Source organism: Streptomyces sp. NPDC001401 (assembly GCF_042895385.1).
GTDB lineage: Bacteria > Actinomycetota > Actinomycetes > Streptomycetales > Streptomycetaceae > Streptomyces.
Window position 1 is genome coordinate 1 of sequence record NZ_JBIAWI010000015.1, and the last position, 19,005, is coordinate 19,005.

18 protein-coding genes are annotated in these 19,005 nt (G+C 69.2%); 14 read left to right on the plus strand and 4 right to left on the minus strand.

The genetic code is table 11. The features are described from left to right. Nucleotides 1-128 precede the first annotated feature (128 nt). The 4 genes from ACFY10_RS37640 (at nt 129) to ACFY10_RS37655 (ending at nt 3,978) form a co-directional block, all read left to right on the plus strand. A complete protein-coding gene (locus ACFY10_RS37640) occupies nt 129-773 on the plus strand; it encodes an HAD family hydrolase (protein ID WP_390669784.1) in 645 nt (214 codons plus the stop codon). A 69-nt stretch (nt 774-842) separates the two neighbouring features. Continuing rightward, complete coding sequence (locus tag ACFY10_RS37645; RefSeq protein ID WP_390669785.1) at nt 843-1,547, plus strand: VC0807 family protein; 705 nt, start codon at nt 843-845, stop codon at nt 1,545-1,547. 81 nt (nt 1,548-1,628) lie between these two features. Continuing rightward, nucleotides 1,629-2,855 (plus strand): MFS transporter, encoded by a 1,227-nt coding sequence (locus ACFY10_RS37650; protein WP_390669786.1) that lies wholly within the window; start codon nt 1,629-1,631, stop codon nt 2,853-2,855. Further along, nucleotides 2,806-3,978, plus strand: coding sequence for an acetoin utilization protein AcuC (locus ACFY10_RS37655; RefSeq protein WP_390669787.1), 1,173 nt, complete (start codon nt 2,806-2,808; stop codon nt 3,976-3,978). The genes ACFY10_RS37650 and ACFY10_RS37655 overlap by 50 nt, the downstream gene beginning before the upstream one ends. A gap of 132 nt (nt 3,979-4,110) precedes the next feature. Here the strand turns inward: ACFY10_RS37655 and ACFY10_RS37660 are convergent, their stop codons facing one another. After that, nucleotides 4,111-4,545: a spore-associated protein A gene (locus tag ACFY10_RS37660; protein ID WP_390669789.1), complete on the minus strand. Its 435-nt coding sequence runs from the start codon at nt 4,543-4,545 to the stop codon at nt 4,111-4,113. A 218-nt stretch (nt 4,546-4,763) separates the two neighbouring features. On the opposite strand from ACFY10_RS37660, the gene ACFY10_RS37665 reads away from it, so the two are divergent. The 5 genes from ACFY10_RS37665 to ACFY10_RS37685 all read left to right on the plus strand — a co-directional run bounded on the left by ACFY10_RS37665 (nt 4,764) and on the right by ACFY10_RS37685 (nt 8,580). Beyond that, on the plus strand, nt 4,764-5,579 hold the full coding sequence (locus tag ACFY10_RS37665) for a phosphatase (protein ID WP_390669790.1): 816 nt from the start codon (nt 4,764-4,766) through the stop codon (nt 5,577-5,579). A gap of 129 nt (nt 5,580-5,708) precedes the next feature. After that, nucleotides 5,709-5,918 carry a helix-turn-helix domain-containing protein gene (locus ACFY10_RS37670; RefSeq protein ID WP_016437488.1) on the plus strand — a complete coding sequence of 70 codons (210 nt, stop codon included), beginning with the start codon at nt 5,709-5,711 and terminating at the stop codon, nt 5,916-5,918. Between the two features lie 153 nt (nt 5,919-6,071). Then, a complete protein-coding gene (locus tag ACFY10_RS37675) occupies nt 6,072-6,170 on the plus strand; it encodes a 30S ribosomal protein bS22 (protein ID WP_003948845.1) in 99 nt (32 codons plus the stop codon). A gap of 281 nt (nt 6,171-6,451) precedes the next feature. Then, complete coding sequence (locus ACFY10_RS37680) at nt 6,452-7,513, plus strand: NAD-dependent epimerase/dehydratase family protein (protein ID WP_390669791.1); 1,062 nt, start codon at nt 6,452-6,454, stop codon at nt 7,511-7,513. A gap of 14 nt (nt 7,514-7,527) precedes the next feature. Next, nucleotides 7,528-8,580 (plus strand): lysophospholipid acyltransferase family protein, encoded by a 1,053-nt coding sequence (locus ACFY10_RS37685; RefSeq protein ID WP_390669792.1) that lies wholly within the window; start codon nt 7,528-7,530, stop codon nt 8,578-8,580. Between the two features lie 133 nt (nt 8,581-8,713). On the opposite strand, the gene ACFY10_RS37690 is transcribed toward ACFY10_RS37685, so the two are convergent. The 3 genes from ACFY10_RS37690 to ACFY10_RS37700 all read right to left on the minus strand — a co-directional run bounded on the left by ACFY10_RS37690 (nt 8,714) and on the right by ACFY10_RS37700 (nt 13,084). Then, the gene (locus ACFY10_RS37690) at nt 8,714-9,940 is read right to left on the minus strand and encodes a DUF5667 domain-containing protein (protein WP_390669793.1); all 1,227 of its coding nucleotides are present in this window, start codon (nt 9,938-9,940) and stop codon (nt 8,714-8,716) included. Nucleotides 9,941-10,223: 283 nt separating this feature from the next. Further along, nucleotides 10,224-11,000, minus strand: a complete 777-nt coding sequence (locus ACFY10_RS37695; protein WP_390669795.1) for an ECF subfamily RNA polymerase sigma factor, BldN family — start codon at nt 10,998-11,000, stop codon at nt 10,224-10,226. Nucleotides 11,001-12,172: 1,172 nt separating this feature from the next. After that, complete coding sequence (locus ACFY10_RS37700; RefSeq protein WP_390669796.1) at nt 12,173-13,084, minus strand: HAD family hydrolase; 912 nt, start codon at nt 13,082-13,084, stop codon at nt 12,173-12,175. 152 nt (nt 13,085-13,236) lie between these two features. On the opposite strand from ACFY10_RS37700, the gene ACFY10_RS37705 reads away from it, so the two are divergent. The 5 genes from ACFY10_RS37705 to ACFY10_RS37725 all read left to right on the plus strand — a co-directional run bounded on the left by ACFY10_RS37705 (nt 13,237) and on the right by ACFY10_RS37725 (nt 19,004). Beyond that, nucleotides 13,237-13,521, plus strand: a complete 285-nt coding sequence (locus ACFY10_RS37705) for a glutaredoxin family protein (RefSeq protein ID WP_390669797.1) — start codon at nt 13,237-13,239, stop codon at nt 13,519-13,521. A 281-nt stretch (nt 13,522-13,802) separates the two neighbouring features. Then, nucleotides 13,803-14,573 carry a redox-sensing transcriptional repressor Rex gene (locus ACFY10_RS37710; RefSeq protein ID WP_389088843.1) on the plus strand — a complete coding sequence of 257 codons (771 nt, stop codon included), beginning with the start codon at nt 13,803-13,805 and terminating at the stop codon, nt 14,571-14,573. Then, nucleotides 14,570-16,348, plus strand: coding sequence for a glutamyl-tRNA reductase (locus ACFY10_RS37715; RefSeq protein WP_390669798.1), 1,779 nt, complete (start codon nt 14,570-14,572; stop codon nt 16,346-16,348). Before ACFY10_RS37710 ends, ACFY10_RS37715 begins: the two co-directional genes overlap by 4 nt. Further along, a complete protein-coding gene (gene hemC / locus ACFY10_RS37720; RefSeq protein WP_390669799.1) occupies nt 16,345-17,304 on the plus strand; it encodes a hydroxymethylbilane synthase in 960 nt (319 codons plus the stop codon). Before ACFY10_RS37715 ends, hemC begins: the two co-directional genes overlap by 4 nt. Beyond that, nucleotides 17,301-19,004 carry a uroporphyrinogen-III synthase gene (locus tag ACFY10_RS37725; protein WP_390669800.1) on the plus strand — a complete coding sequence of 568 codons (1,704 nt, stop codon included), beginning with the start codon at nt 17,301-17,303 and terminating at the stop codon, nt 19,002-19,004. The genes hemC and ACFY10_RS37725 overlap by 4 nt, the downstream gene beginning before the upstream one ends. Nucleotide 19,005 lies beyond the last annotated feature (1 nt).

Genomic DNA, 19,005 nt, shown 5'->3' on the forward strand with positions numbered 1-19,005 from the left:
AGCTAAGCCTTACAGCGCCGATGGTACTGCAGGGGGGACCCTGTGGGAGAGTAGGACGCCGCCGAACAAATTGTGAGAAAACCCCCGTGCCATTCAGCACGGGGGTTTTCTGCGTTTAGGCTCGGGGTATGCGCTATGACCTCGTGATCTTCGACAATGACGGCGTCCTTGTCGACAGCGAGCCGATCTCCAACCGGCTCCTGGCCGCCTGTCTCACCGAGCTGGGGCATCCGACCTCCTACGAGGACTCTCTTCGCGACTACATGGGCGCTGCCATGCACCGGATCCATGACCTGATCCAGGAGCGAACCGGGCAGAGGCTTCCGGACGACTTCGACGACGTCTTCCATGCGCGCGTGTTTGCCGCGTTCGAGCGGGAGTTGGAGCCGGTTGCCGGGGCCGTCGGTGTCGTGGAGAAGCTGGCTGCTGACGGGGTGCCGTACTGTGTCGCGTCCTCCGGGAGTCATGAGCGGATTCGGGTGGGGCATCGGAAGACCGGGCTGGACCGGTGGTTCGATGACGGGCGGATCTTCAGTTCGCAGGATGTGGGGCGGGGGAAGCCGGCGCCGGACCTTTTCCTCTACGCCGCCGAGCGGATGGGGGTCGTACCGGAGCGGTGTGTGGTGGTCGAGGACAGTCCGTTGGGGGTGCAGGCGGCTGTTGCGGCCGGGATGGATGTCTTCGGGTTCACCGCCATGTCGCCTGCCGAGAGGCTCGTAGGGGCGACTCAACTCTTCTCGAACATGGGGGAGTTGGCTGACCTGCTGGTCTGACATTTGTCATGCCGAGCTCCGGACGATCGTTTCTACTGGCGATCGGGTGCCGGACGGCAAGCTGAGGGCATGACGACGAAGACGAGCACGCAGACGAGCACCAAGAACAACTTCGCCCCCCTGCTCATGGATGTGGCGGTGCCCCTCGGTTCGTACTACCTGTTCAAGGACGGCTTCGGGATGAGCACCTTCGCGGCGCTCGCCTGGAGCAGCGTGGTGCCGGCCCTGCGGACCGGGTGGTGCGCGGTCAAGGAGCGGAAGACCAACGGACTCGCTGCTCTCATCCTCGTCGTGAACGTGGTTTCGCTGGCGCTCAGCTTCGTCTCCGGTGATCCGCGGTTGATGCTCGCCAAGGACAGCGGGGTCAGCAGCACCGTCGGGATCGGGATCCTGGTGTCGGTGATGCTGGGACGGCCGATGATGACCGCGGGGCTCAAGCCCTTCCTGGTCAAGGACGCGGCCAAGGAAGCGGCCTGGGGGCGGCTGATCGACGGGACCGCGGCCCGGTCGGCGGACTTCCGGCGCAGGGAGCGGGTCTTCTCGTTGGTGTGGGGTGCGGTGCTGCTCGGGGAGTGCGTCGCGCGGATCGTGGGGGCGTACACCGTGCCCGTGGACACCATGGTGTGGCTCGGGTCGGTCGTTCTGATGGCGGCGGTCGGGATCGGGATCGTGGTCGGCGGTGCGCTCGCCGCCGGGCCCATGGAGCGGATGCTCGCCGCGGAGGTCGAGGCGGCCGAGGAGACGGTGAAGGCCGAGGTGGCTGTGGCCGCCTGAAGCGCTCGAAGGTAAAGCTGAGGAAAATTCATCTTTGGCTTGATCTACCCACAGGTAGTCCGGGGCCCTACGCTCGCCGCCATGACAGATGTGCTGCGGCGCGGTAGGGCCTCTTTGGCGTTCAGCTTCTTTGCCCAGGGCGCCACCTTTGCCCTTCTGGTGACCCGCATCCCGGCCATTCAGGACCGGTACGGGGTCTCCGACGCACTGCTGCCCGTCTTCCTGGCCGCCGTACCGATCCTGGCCGGCGTCGGGAGTGTGACGACCGAGCAGCTGGTGAAGCGGATACGGCCCGGTCTGCTGCTGCGGTGCCTGCAGCCCGTCGTGCTGCTGGCGCTCCTCGGCGTCGGGTCCGGGGAGCACCTGGCCGAGCTGGGGATCGCGCTGGGCGCCTTCGGGCTCGCCGTGGGCGGGCTCGACGCCTCGATGAACATGCTCGGGGTGAGCCTGCAGAGGGCGTACGGCCGCAGCATCATGCTCAGTTTCCATGCGGCGTTCAGCCTGGGCGGGATCGTGGGGGCCTCGCTGGCGTGGGCCGGTGCGCACTGGCATCTCGCGCTGTGGGTGTCGTATCTGCCGGTCGTCGCGGTGCTGTTGCCGGCCACGCTGGTCGGGAGTCGGTGGTACGTCGGTGGAGGCGCCTCCGCCGACGTACCGGAAGAGGCGGAAGAGGGAGAGAGGCAGGGGCAGTCCGTCGTCTTCAAGTTGCTGCTGCCGCTGTGTCTTGTCATGACCTTCGCGTACATCGGGGACTCGACCGTCTCCAACTGGAGCGCCAAGTATCTGAAGGACGTGCTCGGGAGCTCGGAGCAGCTGTCGACCGTGCCGTACAACGTCTACATGGTGACCACGCTGCTGGGGCGGACGCTGGGGGACTCCGGTGTGCGGCGGTTCGGGGCCGTGGCGGTCGTACGGCTGGGGGCGCTGGTGGCGGCGGTGGGGTTCGCGGTGGTGGCCGTCGCGCCTGGGGCCTGGGTGGGGATGCTCGGGTTCACGCTGCTGGGGCTGGGGTTGTGCGTGCTGGTGCCGCAGACCTTTGCGGCGGCCGGGCGGTTGTTCCCGGGGGCGTCGGATGCAGCGGTCGCGCGGCTCAATGTCTTCAACTACGTCGGTTTTCTGATCGGCTCGCCGTTGGTGGGGGCGCTGGGGGACGCGTGGAGCTATCGCTGGGCCATGCTCGTGCCGATGGTGTTGGTGCTGGTGACCCTCGTGTACGCCCGGTCGTTCGCTCCTCAACCGGACCGATACGGTGGCGGGCATGAGTGGCCGCGCACAGCTGATGTGGGACGAGGCAGTAACGGGCTATGACTTCGGTCCGGACCATCCGATGGATCCGGTCCGGCTCGCCCTGACCAGGCGTCTTGTCGATGCTTTCGGGCTCGACAAGGACATCGAGGTGGTAGCGGCGAAGTCCGCCGGGGAGTCGACCCTGCGGCTCGTCCACCGGGAGGACTACGTCGACGCGGTGAAGGCGGCTTCGGCGGATCCGGAGACGGCGGACGCGGCGTACGGGCTGGGGACCATGGACGATCCCGCCTTCGCCGGGATGCACGAGGTGTCCGCGCTGATCGCCGGGCAGTCGGTGGGGGCCGCAGAGGCGGTGTGGCGCGGGGACGCGCTGCACGCGGTGAACTTCGCGGGCGGGTTGCATCATGCGATGCCGGGCGGTGCCTCGGGGTTCTGCATCTACAACGATGCCTCGCTGGCGATCGCTCGGCTGCTGGAGCTGGGCGCCGAGCGCGTCGCGTACATCGACGTGGACGTGCATCACGGGGACGGGGTGCAGGCGGCCTTCTGGGAAGATCCGCGGGTGCTGACGATCTCGCTGCACGAGCATCCGCGGACGTTGTTTCCGCAGACAGGATGGCCGGAGGAGACGGGGGCCGACTCCGCTGAGGGGTCGGCCGTGAATGTGGCGCTGCCGGCCGGGACCGGGGATGCCGGGTGGCTGCGGGCCTTCCATGCCGTCGTACCGGAACTGATTGCCGATTTCCGGCCGCAGGTGCTGGTGACGCAGCACGGGGCCGATACGCACTTCGAGGATCCGCTCGCGCATCTGGCCGTGTCGTTGGACGCCCAGCGGGCCGTGCAGGTCGCCTGTCATGAGCTTGCGCATGAGTACGCCGACGGGAAGTGGGTTGCGCTGGGTGGGGGTGGATACGCGGTCGTCGAGGTTGTGCCGCGGTCGTGGACGCATCTTGTGGGGATTGTGGCGGGGCGGGAGATTGCGCCGGAGGCGGTGATTCCGGAGGGGTGGCGGCAGGAAGTGTTTGCGCGGACGCGGCAGTTGGCGCCTGCGCGGATGACTGATGGGCGGTGGCCGGTGTCTTGGGCCGAGTGGGATGCGGGGTATGACCCTGCGGATCGGCTCGATCAGGCGGTGCTGGCTACTCGGCGGGCTGTGTTTCCGTTGCGGGGGTTGCTGGCGTAGGGCGCCCGCCGTTGGGGGCTGGGCAGGGGGGCGCTTGCCCGTGCGTGCGGGGTGCCGCTGCGCCCACCCGTGCCGCCCCAGCGGCACGACTGCCCGCAGCTACGGGAGTCGCAGCGGCACCCCTTGCCTGCGTCAGCCGCAGTGGCCCGAGTCGCCGCCCGAGGCGTTGCCGATGACGCCGTACCACTCGATGCAGTGGCCGCGGGCCTCGACGTAGACGGGACCGGCGTAGGACGTGTACTGGCCTTCGTCCCTGACCGGCGTGGTCTCGTGGCCGACGAGGGCGTTGAGCTCGACGGACATGTAGATCTTCGCGCCCGTGGTGTTGCGGATGGTCACGGCGCAGTTCTTGCCGGTCGACTCGTTCCAGGTCAGGAACACCTTGCCGGAGTTGCCCACCGGAGTGGAGTCGATGACCTTGTAGCCGGTGCCGCAGGCGCCGTTGTAGGACGCGGCTGCCGCCTTGGTGGTGGCCGCGGAGGCCGGAGCGGTGGCGGCGACGGTGCCGCCGAGGGCCAGCACGGTGAGTGCGGCGGCGGTCGTGGCGCGACGGGACAGCTTGTTCATGGTGTTCCCCCTGTTGTGTCGGTCGACTGATGTCGGTCAACGTGCTTGGGACGGTTGGTCGTTGCCGTCCACGCAGAGTGAGACCAGGGAGTCCCGTCGACGGTTGTGGGCCGTTCCGTCGCTGTTCTGTCACCAGTGTCACGGGTGCCGTTACGCCAACTGTGCGGTGTTTGCCCGTTCGCATGACCCTCCCCATCCCCGTCGGCCACCATCGAGACGTGTTGAGCACCGGAGCCCTGCGCGCCCATCTCCTGGCCGCCCGTCTCGCCGGGCCCGTGGCCACCTCCCGGGAGGAGAGCCTGCGCAGCTATCGGCTGTTCGCCGCTCGCGACCCCCGCGTGCTGATCGGGCTCGATCCCGAATGGACGTGGCGGCAGCTGGATCTGATCGAGTTGATGGCGGACAAGTGTGGGGTTTCGGCCGATCCACGGCATGTCTCCGGCCATGATGTGATCGATCCGGAGCGGACTCTGACCGCTCTGGATGCCTTCGCGGAGCGTCTCGCCGCAGCCGCCCAGCGCAGCGCCCCTGTACTCCTCGGCACCGGCCACCCGCACCGCCTGCTCGGCTTCTACGCCGCCTTGGCGGACGCACTGTCGGCGGCTGGATGTACCGTCCTCACACCGGCGCATGGTCACTGTGTCGACATAACGACCCGGTTCGGCCTACGCACGTACAACCTTGACTACGTACAAGGAGTCGCGCTGGTGCGGGAACCCGGCGCGCCACGCCCCGGTGGTGCGACCGGCGCACACACGCATTCACCGCTCCCGGTTCGTACCGCGCTGGCTGCGGCGGCCGAGGCCGGCGGGCCGCTTCCCGAGTTGGTCGTCGGGGACCACGGCTGGGTCTGCGGGGCAGGTCAGCTGGGGTTCGAGGCCATTGGTCTTGCCGATACGGACGACCCCGCGCTCTTCGTGGGAGAGGCCGAGGGGTCCGTGTCGGTCGTCGTTCCACTTGATGACGCCGTGCGGTCTGATTACTACCGGCCGCTTACCCGCTACGTACTCAATCGAGCGTGTCTGTCACAGTAGGCCGCCGATGGGTGCACCTCTTCCCCACTCGCATCACCCGCCCCTACATTGGGGAGTGAGCACGCAGCGACGAAGAGTCACCGGAAGGGGAAGCCGGTGGCCGTCGAGTGCGGAAGGTTCAGGTGTGTCATGGCTGCTGAACAGAGGCCTCTGAGCGAGGTTCAGTTCCTTACCGTGGCGGAGGTCGCCTCGGTGATGCGAGTGTCGAAGATGACCGTGTACCGGCTGGTGCACAGCGGTCATCTGCCCGCGATCAGGGTGGGGCGGTCCTTCCGCGTCCCCGAGAACGCGGTTCACGAGTACCTCCGCGAGAGCTACGTGGGGGTGGAAACCGCCTGACGGCGATCCCGGGGGGATCCTCAGGGCACTTCAGGATCTCCCCCGGCACCCTCGATTACGACCTCAGCGCTCGGGCGGGTAGGCTGGCCCCTTGTAGGTCGTATGGGCCCATGGCGCCCAGCACCGAGTGATGAGAAGTGAGCGAGGGTAGTCGTGGGCTCTGTTATCAAGAAGCGGCGCAAGCGGATGGCCAAGAAGAAGCACCGCAAGCTGCTCAAGCGCACGCGCGTTCAGCGTCGCAACAAGAAGTAAGCGACACTGCAGGAGCGTGTTCTGTGGCCCCCCACCGCAACCGGTGGGGGGCCACACGCGTTTGGAGTTCACAGAAGCTCCCAGAAGCGCACGGGACCTCGCACAAGGCCTGTGCGTACGCACGTGTTTCACATGGCTTGGTCTGTTCGTACGTCTGTGGATGTCGTCACTTCGTGCATTGGGTGGTCATCACAGCGCAACATCGACCCGCTAAGTTGGCCGCACACGGGGAACGCGGCACGCTACGAATACCGGAATGGGCTGGAAGGAAGGCGCAGATCTTGGGCAAGGTCGTGCTCGTGACCGGAGTGGCCCGCAGGCTTGGGGGCCGGTTCGTACGACGGATCCAGCGTGACCCGCAGGTGGACCGGGTCGTCGCCGTGGACGCGGTCCCACCCGAGCACCACCTGGGCGGTGCCGATTTCATCCAGGCCGACATCCGGCAGCCCACCATCGCGCGCGTGCTCGCCGAGACGGGCGCCGACACGGTCGTACACATGGATGTGAGCGCGACCGGGCTCGGCAGCGGCAGCCGGGCCGCGATCAAGGAGACCAACGTCATCGGCACGATGCAGCTGCTCGGCGCCTGCCAGAAATCGCCGACCGTGAAGCGGCTGGTCGTGAAGTCCAGTACGAACGTGTACGGGTCCGCGCCCCGTGATCCCGCGGTGTTCACCGAGACGACCCCGCCCAAGTCCCTGCCCAGCGGCGGCTTCGCCAAGGACACGGTCGAGGTCGAGGGGTATGTACGGGGCTTCGCGCGGCGGCGGCCCGATGTGGCCGTGTGTGTGCTGCGGTTCGCGAACATCCTGGGGCCGACGGCCGACACGCCGCTCGCCTCCTACTTCGCGCTGCCGGTCCTGCCGACCGTGTTCGGCTACGACCCGCGGCTGCAGTTCGTGCACGAGGACGACGTGATCGAGGTACTGCGGATCGCCTCGCACGATCCGGAGCGGGGCACGCTCAACAGCGGCACCTTCAACATCGCCGGCGACGGCGTCCTGCTGCTGTCGCAGTGTTCGCGGCGGCTCGGCAAGCCCACCGTGCCCCTGCTGCTGCCGGCCGTCACCTGGGCCGGCTCGCTGGTCCGTACGCTGGGAGTGACCGATTTCTCGCCCGAGCAGATCCGGCTGCTCACCCACGGCCGGGTCGTGGCGACGGACCAGATGCGGGAGACGCTCGGATTCCGGCCGAAGTACACGACGGCGGAGACCTTCGCGGAGTTCGGACGCAGCCGTGGACCCGGACTGCTGCCGCCGGAGGCCCTTGCGGGGGCCGTCGACCGGATCGCCGCGCTGCCCGTACTGGGTGGCGGCCACCCCCCGACGCAGAGCGCCAACTGAGGAGCGCATCAACGATGGCGGATGCCAAGGTCATTCCGTTCGACGACGACCGGTCCCGCGGGGGCGCCGTACAACGGCCGACGCGGCGCCGGAGCGCGGGGAGCCGACGCAAGACCGCGGAACCCGCGCTGGTCGGCGAGGTCCAGCCCCTGCCCAGCAGGGCGCGCGCGCAGGATGATGTTCCCGTGACGCATGAGGAACAGCCGCCCCAGCGGCCGCAGGATGGCGGCGGCCTGGAGCGGCGTGTCGCGAGCGGCCTGAACTTCCTGCGCCGCCGCCTCACCGGCGACTACGAGGTCGACGACTTCGGCTACGACGAGGAGTTGACCGACCAGGTCCTGATGTCCCTGCTGCGCCCGGTGTACGAGAAGTACTTCCGGGTCGAGGTGAAGGGCGTCGAGAACATCCCGTCGGAGGGCGGCGCGCTGATCGTCGCCAACCACTCCGGGACGCTGCCGCTGGACGGCCTGATGATGCAGGTCGCCGTCCACGACAACCATCCCGCGGGCCGCCATCTGCGCCTGCTCGCGGCGGACCTCGTCTTCATGCTGCCCGTGGTCAACGAACTGGCCCGCAAGCTCGGTCACACCCTGGCCTGTGCGGAGGACGCCGAACGGCTGCTGGGCCAGGGCGAGCTGGTCGGGGTCATGCCGGAGGGCTTCAAGGGCATCGGCAAGCCCTTCGGCGAGCGCTACAAGCTCCAGCGCTTCGGCCGCGGCGGCTTCGTCTCCACGGCTCTGCGCCACGGCACCCCGATCATCCCGTGCTCGATCGTCGGGGCCGAGGAGATCTACCCGATGATCGGCAACGCGAAGACGCTCGCGCGCCTGCTCGGCTTCCCGTACTTCCCGCTGACGCCGACGTTCCCCTGGCTGGGCCCGCTCGGTGCGGTCCCGCTGCCGACGAAGTGGACGATCCAGTTCGGCGAGCCGATCCCGACGGATGGATATCCGCCGGAGGCCGCGGAGGACCCGATGCTGATGTTCAACCTGACGGATCAGGTGAGGGAGCAGATTCAGCACACGTTGTACAAGTTGCTGGTGCAGCGGAGGTCTGTGTTCTTCTGAGCCGGCTCACGGCTCTGCCCGACGGCGGAGGGGCCAAGTTGCTGGTGCAGCGGCGGTCGGTCTTCTTCTGAGTCTTTTTCGTACGACGACGGGGGCGCCCCTTGTGAGAAGGGCGCCCCCGTTGCCGTACGGGCTACTGGTTGGTTTCCCCGCTTTCGATGCCGAGGCCGGGGAGCAGGCCCGGGAGCAGCGGTGGGATCGTCACGTCCGGTTCGGTGGTCGGAGACTTGCTGGTGGACGACGGGGAGGCGCTGCCGCTGTCCTTGGGCGGGTCGAGCAGGCCGCCGGTGCTGCCTCCGAGCAGGCCCTCGCCGGTGGAGCCGGCCGACTGGCTGGGGCTGCTGGAGTGGCTCTTGCCGGCGGAGCCGCTGCCGGTGCCGGACGCCGTCGAGCCCCGGCCGGAACCGGATGTGCCCTTGGACGCCTTGCCCGAGCCGTGTCCCCTGCCGTTGCCGCCGCCGTGGGCCGGGGACGGGGGCAGCAGGGACTGCAGCGGGGCGACCTCTTCGTCTATGGCGGCGAACACCGACGACACCTGGCTGCTGACGTCCCCGAGCTGGACCGGGAGCCTCTGGCGGAGGGCTCCCCAGACCTCGCGGTGCGAGCGTGAGAAGGCGGACAGGGCCTGGATGGGGCCGAGGGACCTGGGGTCGCGCTCATATGCCTCGTGCAGCAGCCGGTGGCCCTCTGACGCGTCGCGCGTCATGCCTGACAAGGTGCGGCGGATCTCGCCTACGGACTCGTGATCGAGGTGGCCGCCGCCGCGGCCACGCTCCATCAGGCGACGGGCCTCGGCCAGCCGGGTGGAGGCCTGATCGAGGTAGGCCACTCCGCGCTCGTCGTCCCCGTCGGACAGGTAGTTGAGCTTGAAGTCCTCGATGCCGCGTTTGAGTCCGTAGAGCGAGTCACCGGGCAGGGCGTCCGAACTGGCGGCGGCGACTCCGCCGAAGGCGCCCGCCGCGACGCCGACGCTGAGCCCGCCCGCCGCGAGGCCCTTGGTCAGCCGTGACCGCGGTCGCAGCTTGCCCAATGGGCTCGCCCGGTGCGCGCCACGGGAGCGCTGCTCAGGTACCGCAGCATCCGCCGCCTCGCCGCCGGCGCCCTCCTGCACCATGGCCTCGAACGCGGCCACCAGCTGCGCCCGCTGGACGACCTTGACTTCGGGGTCCAGCTCCGGTCTGGGCAACTCGCCGAGACCATCCGCCAGGGCCAACAGGCGGCCCTGCTCGGTCTGTTCCGCAGCAGCCGGGGCCGGGGCCGGTCCGTCGGACTGCTCGGCCGCCGTGCCCTGGTCCGGCTGCTCCTCCAGGGCCTGGGCGAAGGCGTTCGCCCGCCGGTGTGCCGATACGTTCGCGATCACTGGCGGCACCTCCTCTCGTGATGACGGTCGACTCCCCAGGGGGTCCTGAGGGTTGCACGCTCTGACCACATCCACACGATCGAGTGATCGGAGACGGCCAGGGAGTGACCACAGGGAGCCTGCATCCCGCACAACGAGCGTCTCGGCACTTGGGTTACGGACGACGGATGATCGGATCGGGAAGTCAACGGACTTTCACTGACAGCTAGTTGGACATCACCGAGCGTGTACGGGGTGTGTTCTGTCAGGCTCGGTGTGTGCCGGGTGCGTTCCCTGCGCTCCGTCAGCGGGCGTCGTCCGGGAGGAGGCGGGCCAGGGTGCGTACGGCTCGGTACTGGAGGGTCTTGATGGCGCCCTCGTTCTTGCCCATCACGCGGGCGGTCTCGGCGACGGAGAGGCCCTGGAGGAAACGGAGCGTGACGCACTCCTGCTGCTGGGGGTTGAGCCGTCGTACGGCGTCGAGCAGTGCGGCGTTGGAGAGGGACTCCAGGACGGAGTCCTCGGGGGAGCGCTCCACCTCGTTGGCGTCGAGCATCTCGCCGGTCGTCACCTCGAGGCGGAAGCGGCTCGACTTGAAGTGGTCGGCCACGAGGTTGCGGGCGATGGTGACCAGCCAGGCGCCGAAGTCGCGGCCCTGCCAGGTGAAGGTGCCGATGCGGCGCAGGGCGCGCAGGAACGTCTCGCTGGTGAGGTCCTCGGCGGTGGCTTTGCCGCCGACGCGGTAATAGATGTACCGGTACACGGTGTCGCTGTACTGGTCGTAGAGGCGGCCGAAGGCGTCGGCCTCGCCGGCCTGGGCGCGCTCGACGAGGTCCATCATCCGGGCGCTGTCGCTGTCCGCGGCCGGACGGCGGGTGGTGGTGGCGCCGGCGGCGCGGCCGCGTCTGCCGACGGCGGCGGTGCTGCCGTCGGCGAGGGCGTAGCACGGGCCGACGGGGGTGCTGGCTACGGCTAGGGCGGGGACGGCGTACGCGGTGGGGACGAAGCCGCGCAACAGGTTGTGGACCGTTGCGCGCAGCGTAGCCAGGCCCGAGGCGTCAACCCCGACGTGTGGGTACACGGGACTCCCAGAGGCAGAGCTTCCATCACGTGCAGTGCGGGACCTTTCACCCGTCGTAGCGACGGAGGGGTACCGGTTTGCGTCTGAGGAGAATAACGCTTCGTGCAGGCGCTGCTACACCCAGTTGCTCAAATCATCGATTACGTCGCTTCTGTAACCGATTGGCGGCCTATCAAGTGCCGTAGCGTGACTGGTTGTTGATCGAAATGGGTCGTGTTTCGAGTGGGAACGGGGCGTGTTGTGGCCGTGTGCAGCCAATGGGACTGGACAGGGGGGTGTGGGGGTATGTCCTGGCGATTGGCGTGTCTGGGGCGGGGCTGGTCGCTGTGTGATCAGGGATGGTGCGGGTGTTGAGGTTTTCTCGCCCCCGCCGCCCCTACCCGTCCCGTCCCCAGGGGCTGCCGCCCCTTCGACCCCGCCAGGAGCTCCGCCCCTGCACCCCGGCGGGGACTGCGTCCCCTGCACCCCTCGCGGGGCTCTGCCCCTGCACCCCGCCGGGGCTCCGCCCCGGACCCCGATCGGCCTGAACGGCCTCGTCCTCAAACGCCGGACGGGCTGAAGTTGCGGGCCAGCGTTCCGAGGGTGCGCCCCGCGGGTGGGTGGGGGGTTGGGGTGGTGGCGTCGGCCTCTAACGCCGGGCGGGCTGAAGTGGCGGATCGGCGTCCCGAGGGTGCGCCCCTCGGGTGGGTGGGGGATTGGGACGGCGGCGTCGGCCTCTAACGCCGGGCGGGCTGAAGTGGCGGACCGGCCTTCCGAGGGTGCGCTCCGTGGGGGGTTGAGGCGGTGACGTCGGCCTTGGGTGTTGGGGGCTGGCTGGCAGCGGAGTCGTGTGTGGGTTCGGACTTGCTTGCAGGCGGGGGGGTTTGCTGTCGGGGCGGTGTTTGGTCTGGACTGGCTCGCTATGGATCCGTGTTCGCTGCTGGATCGGCTTGCAGTGCAGGGTGTTTGTTGGGCCGGATTCGCGCGCAGTGGGGGTCGGGATGCGGGGCGCCGGTGTTCGCTGCCGCCCCGGACTGGCTTGCAGCGTGGGGTGTTTGCTCTTGTGATTCGATTTTGGGTTGGCTTGCAGCGCGGCTGGTCGGTCCCGGTGGACCCGGGCGTCGTGTGCAAGGCAGGGGAGGGAGTCGATGCACGCGCCGGGCCCCGCTCGGGGCGGCTGCACCGGGCAGGCGCTAGCGGCGGCGTCTGTGGAGGGCGATTGCTGCTGCTGTGCCGCCTGCTACTGCGCCTACGCCTGCTGCTGCGGGGATGCCTACCTTGGCTGCCTTGCGGCCGGTGCGGTAGTCGCGCAGGCGCCAGTCCCGGGTGCGGGCGTGTTTGCGGAGCTTGGTGTCGGGGTTGATGGCGTAGGGGTGGCCGACCAGCGAGAGCATCGGGATGTCGTTGTGGGAGTCGCTGTAGGCGGCGCAGCGGGTCAGGTCCAGGCCCTCCGCGGCGGCCAGGGCCCGTACTGCTTCCGCCTTTGCCGGGCCGTGCAGGGGTTCGCCCACCAGTTTGCCCGTGTACACGCCGTCGACGGACTCGGCCACCGTGCCCAGGGCGCCGGTGAGGCCGAGGCGGCGGGCGATCACGGTGGCGATTTCGACCGGGGCCGCCGTGACCAGCCAGACCTTCTGGCCTGCGTCCAGGTGCGCTTGGGCGAGTGCGCGAGTGCCCGGCCAGATGCGCTCGGCCATGTACTCGTCGTAGATCTCCTCGCCGATGGACTGGAGTTCCGCGACGCGGTGGCCCTTCACGATGGAGAGGGCCGAGTCGCGGGCCTCCTGCATGTGTTCCGGGTCCTCGACACCGGCGAGCCGGAACCACGCCTGCTGCCAGGCGAACTTGGCCAGGTCGCGGGTCTCGAAGAACTTGCGCTTGTAGAGGCCTCGGCCGAAGTGGAAGAGGGCAGCGCCCTGCATCACGGTGTTGTCGAGGTCGAAGAAGGCGGCAGCCTTGTCGTCGCCGAGCACGGGGAACTCCGGTTCCTCCGGGGGGACGTCCTGCGAGGACTTGCGCGCTGCCTCCGCCGAGGCCTCGCCTGCCAACACGCTCCGCGCCGTGGCGGAGCGCCTACGGGGAGTGAGCCATCCGAGAGCGGCCATGCCCGTGAGCATAGCCAGTTTGTTCGGTGCCTCCAGACGCGAGAGGTTTGAACGCTGTGAACTCTCCGCGACCGTGTCGTTAAAGAACTGATCTGACCCGCCCGTTCATTGGCGTTTTCACGGGTGTGCCGCCACTGCTCGGGCGCGCGAGAATGGCTGACATGAGTCCCCTCTTCCGACGTAAGGCCCAGGACGGTCAGGGCCGGATCGTCACTCTCATTCGTAAGCCCGGGTGCCATCTGTGTGATGACGCACAGGTTGTGGTGGAGAAGGTGTGCGGGGAGGTGGGGGTGGAGTGGGAGGCGAAGGACATCTCCCTGGATCGGCAGCTCCATGACCAGTATTGGGAGCAGATTCCCGTTGTTCTCGTCGACGGCCGGCAGCACACCTTCTGGCGCGTGGACGAGCAGCGGTTGCGCAAGGCACTGACTGAGTAGTCCAAGTCGTCCGGAACGTCGCTTAGGATCGACGGCGACTGGTCTCGGGGGCGGGGATCGTAAGAGGAGAGTGTGCGGTTTTGCCCCCAGAGGACAGGGAGCGGTGGTGCTTGTGCGCCGGTTCTGCATCAGTGCGCCGGGGGCGCGTGACCCCGGTCACGTTGGCCGGGCAAATCGGACACCATCTTTGTGCACGCGTTCACAAAGACATAGCCTGCTGTCGACGGGGCGGTCTGGGTACGTGTGACCGCCTACAGCCCCGCTCTACCCGCAGGAGCACCGTGGCAACTGGCCGAACTCACCGACCGGCGACCCGTAGCCGAGGGATTCCCGAGGCCACCGTCGCCAGGCTTCCGCTGTACCTCCGCGCCCTGACCGCACTGTCGGAGCGCTCGGTACCCACGGTTTCGTCCGAGGAGCTGGCTGCTGCCGCAGGCGTCAACTCCGCCAAGCTGCGCAAGGATTTTTCGTATCTGGGTTCGTACGGGACTCGTGGTGTCGGGTACGACGTCGAGTATCTCGTCTACCAGATCTCGCGTGAGCTGGGGCTCACCCAGGACTGGCCGGTTGTGATCGTCGGTATCGGTAACCTCGGCGCCGCTCTGGCCAATTACGGCGGGTTCGCCTCCCGTGGGTTCCGGGTCGCGGCTCTCATAGACGCCGATCCGGCGATGGCCGGGAAGCCGGTTGCGGGAATCCCCGTGCAGCACACCGATGACCTGGAAAAGATCATCGAGGACAACGGGGTGAGCATCGGCGTCATCGCCACTCCCGCCGGTGCCGCCCAGCAGGTCTGTGACCGGCTCGTGGCCGCCGGGGTCACCTCCATTCTGAACTTCGCGCCGACCGTGCTGTCCGTCCCGGACGGCGTCGACGTACGCAAGGTGGATCTGTCGATCGAGCTGCAGATCCTCGCCTTCCACGAGCAGCGCAAGGCCGGCGAAGAGGCCGAGGCCGCGGGGCCCGACGGCTCGGGGCCGGTCGCCGCCGCCCGCCAGGAGTCCGCCGAGCAGGGGCCCGACGGGGACGTACCCGCCGTGATGCCGGCATGAGTCTCCTCGTCGTCGGGCTGAGCCACCGCAGCGCCCCGGTCAGCGTCCTGGAGCGGGCCGCGCTGAACGCGGACGCCCAGATCAAGCTGCTGCAGGACACGGTCGCCGCGGAGCCCGCCACCGAGGCCGCGGTGCTCGCGACCTGCAACCGCATCGAGCTGTACGCCGACGTCGACAAGTTCCACGCCGGTGTCGCCGAGCTGTCCACGCTGCTCGCCCAGCACAGCGGGGTGGGACTGGACGAGCTCACGCCCTATCTGTACGTCCACTACGAGGACCGGGCGGTTCACCATCTGTTCTCCGTGGCCTGCGGGCTCGACTCCATGGTCGTCGGGGAAGGGCAGATTCTCGGGCAGATCAAGGACTCGCTGGCCAAGGCGCAGGACCTGCACAGCGCCGGACGGCTGCTGAACGACCTGTTCCAGCAGGCGTTGCGGGTCGGCAAGCGCGCCCACTCCGAGACCGGGATCGACCGGGCCGGGCAATCTCTGGTCACCTTCGGGCTGGAGCAGCTGGCCGCGGGTGGGGATGTGCAGGACTGGGCCCGCGGCAAGAAGGCGCTGGTCATCGGGGCCGGGTCGATGTCCTCGCTGGCCGCCGCCACGCTCGCGCGGGCCGGGGTCGGCGAGATCGTGATCGCGAACCGGACGCCGGATCGTGCCGAGCGGCTCGTCGAGATCTTGAATGACGGCGACGACGCGGACGTGCTGGCCCGCGCGGTACCGATGGATGCGGTGCCGGGCGAGCTGACACGTGCCGATGTTGTGGTGTCCTGTACCGGCGCGACCGGTCTCGTGCTGACGGGTGAGGCGGTCGCTACGGCGGTGCAGGGCCGTCTGGCCGATGGCGCGCCGGACGTCGGGGCGGGCCGGGGGACGGTCGCGCAGCCCGGCGCCGGCGGGGTGCCGCCCGTCTTCGGGTCGGGAGCCGCCCTGGGCGGCACGATTGCCCGCGGCGTGACGGAGTCGGGCACCGGACTCGGCTCCGACGAGAACTGTCCGCTCGACCTCTCCGCCGTGCAGCAAGGCTTCTCCGTGGCGGGTGAGGCCGCGGTCGCCGGGATGGATGCGGCGACCCTGGAGCAGCACGCCGCCTGGGTGGACAACGGCACCGTCGACCGCCGCGAGGCCGCCCGCCCGGCGCCCGAGGCCGATGCCGAGCTGATCACGGCGCTCGCCGCCACCGTCGCCACGGTCGGGCGGATTCCGGAGCGCCGTAAGCCCGAGCCGGTCGTCGAGGCTCCGCGTCCCGCGCCCGTCCTGTTCCTCCTCGACCTGGCGATGCCCCGCGACATCGACGCGGCTGTGCACCGGCTGACCGGGGTGCGGCTCGTCGACATCGAGTCGCTCGCCGAGGCCTCCGCGGACGCTCCGATGGCGGCCGACGTGGACCAGGTGCGGCGGATCGTGGCCGACGAGGTCGCTGCCTTCGGGGCGGCGCTCAGGGCCGCGCACATCACGCCCACCGTGGTCGCCCTGCGCACCATGGCCGCCGATGTCGTCGCGAGTGAGATCGCGCGGCTCGAGGGGCGGCTGCCCGCGCTCGACGACAAGCACCGCAGCGAGATCACGCAGACCGTCAAGCGCGTCGTCGACAAGCTGCTGCACGCGCCGACCGTACGGGTCAAGCAGCTCGCGGCCGAACCGGGTGGTGCGGGGTACGCGGATGCCCTGAGGACCCTGTTCGACCTCGACCAGGAAGCGGTGGCCGCCGTCTCCCGGGCCGAGGGCGCCGACGATGAATCTGAGAACAGCAAGAACCGAGGGCCGGCATGAGTAGCAAGGCATTGAGACTGGGGACGAGGCGAAGCAGACTCGCCATGGCCCAGTCCGGGCAAGTGGCGGACGCCGTGAGCCAGGTGACCGGACGGCCCGTGGAGCTCGTCGAGATCACCACGTACGGCGACACGTCGCGTGAGCACCTCGCGCAGATCGGCGGCACGGGAGTGTTCGTCACGGCGCTGCGCGACGCGCTGCTGCGGGGTGAGGTCGACTTCGCGGTTCATTCGCTCAAGGACCTGCCCACCGCGCAGCCCGAGGAGCTGGCGCTCGCCGCCGTCCCGCTGCGCGAGGACCCCCGCGACGTGATCGTCGCCCGGGACGCGCTGAAGTTCACCGACCTGCCCCGCGGGGCGAGGATCGGCACCGGCTCGCCGCGCCGCATGGCGCAGCTGAACGCGTACGCGCGCAGCCACGGGCTGGACATCGAGACCGTGCCGATCCGGGGCAACGTAGACACCCGGATCGGATACGTCCGTGACGGCGAGCTGGACGCCGTCGTCCTGGCCGCCGCCGGCCTCAGCCGGATCGGCCGCATCGACGAGGTCACCGACTTCCTGTCGATAGACACGGTTCTGCCCGCCCCCGGCCAGGGGGCACTGGCGATCGAGTGTGCCGCGGACAACGCGGAACTGATCGCAGCGCTCGGTGAGCTCGACGACCCGTCCACGCGGGTCGCCGTGACTGCCGAGCGGTCACTGCTCGCCGCCCTGGAGGCCGGCTGCAGCGCCCCTGTGGGCGCGCTGGCCGACCTGCTGGCCGACGGGCAGATTGTCAGAGAAATGCGCCTGCGGGGCGTCGTCGGCACGACCGACGGCTCTCGTACGGTGCAGCTGTCCACCACCGGTCCCGTGCCCGAGACGTACGACCAAGCAATGGCGCTCGGCCGTGAACTCGCTGCCGAGATGCTTGCCCAGGGCGCGGCCGGTCTGATGGGGGAGCGAGCACATTGAGCCCCACCACCCTTCCCGCCGGCCTTGAACACGGTCACGTCACCTTCCTCGGTGCCGGACCCGGGGATCCGGGACTGCTGACTCTGCGCGCCGTGGAGGCGCTGGCGAACGCGGACGTCCTCGTCGCCGAGCACGACGTGCTCGACGTGGTGCGTCAGCACGCCAGACAAGGTGTCGCCGAAGTGCACACGGACGGGGGTCCTTCGTCGGACCCGCTTCCGGGCACGGGCACACCTCAGCTCGCGGTTGTTGACAGCTCGTCAACAACCGCTGGGGTCCCCGCGGTACGGGATGCCGCACATCTTGTCATGGAGGCCGCACGCAGCGGCAGGCGGGTCGTCCGTGCGGTGTCCGGGGACCCCGGACTCGATGCGTACGCCGCCGAGGAGATGCTCGCCTGCGCCGCCGCGGGCGTGCCTTTCGAGGTCGTGCCCGGTATCGCCGCGGCCGTCGGCGTGCCTGCGTACGCCGGTGTCCCGCTGCGCGACGCCGAGGGCGCGGACGTGCGGTTCGTGGACGCCCGTACCGCCTCGGACCGGTGCTGGACGGAGGTGGGTGTCTCCGACGGGACGGTGGTCGTGTCGACGACGCTCGACTCCGTGGGTGCGGCCGCGGGTGAGCTGGTGTCGGCCGGCCGTAAGCCGGACACGCCGATCACCGTGACGGTGGCCGGTACGACCACTCGTCAGCGGACCTGGACGGCGACGCTGGGGACCATCGCCCAGACGCTGAAGCAGGCCAAGGTGCTGCCCTCGCCCGAGGGCGGGCGGCCGGTGATAGCCGTGGTCGGTGAGCGTTCCGCCGCCGCCCAGCGCGACCGGCTGTCGTGGTTCGAGTCCAAGCCGCTGTTCGGCTGGAAGGTCCTCGTGCCGCGTACGAAGGAGCAGGCGGCGTCGCTCTCCGACCAACTGCGGTCCTACGGGGCCGTACCGCACGAGGTGCCGACCATTGCCGTCGAGCCGCCGCGGACGCCCCAGCAGATGGAGCGGGCCGTGAAGGGGCTCGTCACCGGGCGGTACGAGTGGATCGCGTTCACCTCGGTCAACGCGGTGAAGGCGGTTCGGGAGAAGTTCGAGGAGTACGGGCTTGATGCCCGGGCTTTCGCGGGGATCAAGGTCGCCGCGGTCGGGGAGCAGACCGCCAAGGCGCTGGTTGCGTTTGGTGTGAAGCCGGATCTGGTGCCCAGTGGGGAGCAGTCGGCTGCGGGGCTGCTTGAGGACTGGCCGCCGTACGACCCGGTGTTCGATCCGATCGACCGGGTGTTCCTGCCGCGGGCCGACATCGCCACGGAGACCCTTGTCGCCGGGCTGATCGAGCTCGGGTGGGAGGTCGACGACGTCACGGCCTATCGGACCGTGCGGGCCTCGCCGCCGCCGGCGGAGACGCGGGAGGCGATCAAGGGGGGTGGGTTCGATGCGGTGCTCTTCACTTCGTCGTCCACTGTGCGGAACCTGGTGGGTATTGCGGGCAAGCCGCACAACGTGACGGTGATCGCGTGTATTGGGCCGGCTACCGCCAAGACTGCTGAGGAGCATGGGCTGCGGGTGGATGTGATGGCTCCGGAGCCGTCGGTTCACAAGCTGGCGGAGGCTCTTGCCGACTTCGGGTTGCGGAGGCGGGCTGCGGCGCTGGATGCCGGGGATCCGGTTACTCGGCCCAGCGAGCGGCGGCCGGGGGCCAGGCGGCGGCGGACGACGTAAC

Bases quoted from the DNA above. Each gene is read 5' to 3' on its own strand.
- ACFY10_RS37640 (WP_390669784.1), top strand. From the start codon at position 129: ATGCGCTATGACCTCGTGATCTTCGACAATGACGGCGTCCTTGTCGAC.
- ACFY10_RS37645 (WP_390669785.1), top strand. From the start codon at position 843: ATGACGACGAAGACGAGCACGCAGACGAGCACCAAGAACAACTTCGCC.
- ACFY10_RS37650 (WP_390669786.1), top strand. From the start codon at position 1,629: ATGACAGATGTGCTGCGGCGCGGTAGGGCCTCTTTGGCGTTCAGCTTC.
- ACFY10_RS37655 (WP_390669787.1), top strand. From the start codon at position 2,806: ATGAGTGGCCGCGCACAGCTGATGTGGGACGAGGCAGTAACGGGCTAT.
- ACFY10_RS37660 (WP_390669789.1), bottom strand. From the start codon at position 4,545: ATGAACAAGCTGTCCCGTCGCGCCACGACCGCCGCCGCACTCACCGTG.
- ACFY10_RS37670 (WP_016437488.1), top strand. From the start codon at position 5,709: ATGGCTGCTGAACAGAGGCCTCTGAGCGAGGTTCAGTTCCTTACCGTG.
- ACFY10_RS37685 (WP_390669792.1), top strand. From the start codon at position 7,528: ATGGCGGATGCCAAGGTCATTCCGTTCGACGACGACCGGTCCCGCGGG.
- ACFY10_RS37700 (WP_390669796.1), bottom strand. From the start codon at position 13,084: ATGGCCGCTCTCGGATGGCTCACTCCCCGTAGGCGCTCCGCCACGGCG.
- ACFY10_RS37705 (WP_390669797.1), top strand. From the start codon at position 13,237: ATGGCTGACATGAGTCCCCTCTTCCGACGTAAGGCCCAGGACGGTCAG.
- ACFY10_RS37715 (WP_390669798.1), top strand. From the start codon at position 14,570: ATGAGTCTCCTCGTCGTCGGGCTGAGCCACCGCAGCGCCCCGGTCAGC.
- hemC (WP_390669799.1), top strand. From the start codon at position 16,345: ATGAGTAGCAAGGCATTGAGACTGGGGACGAGGCGAAGCAGACTCGCC.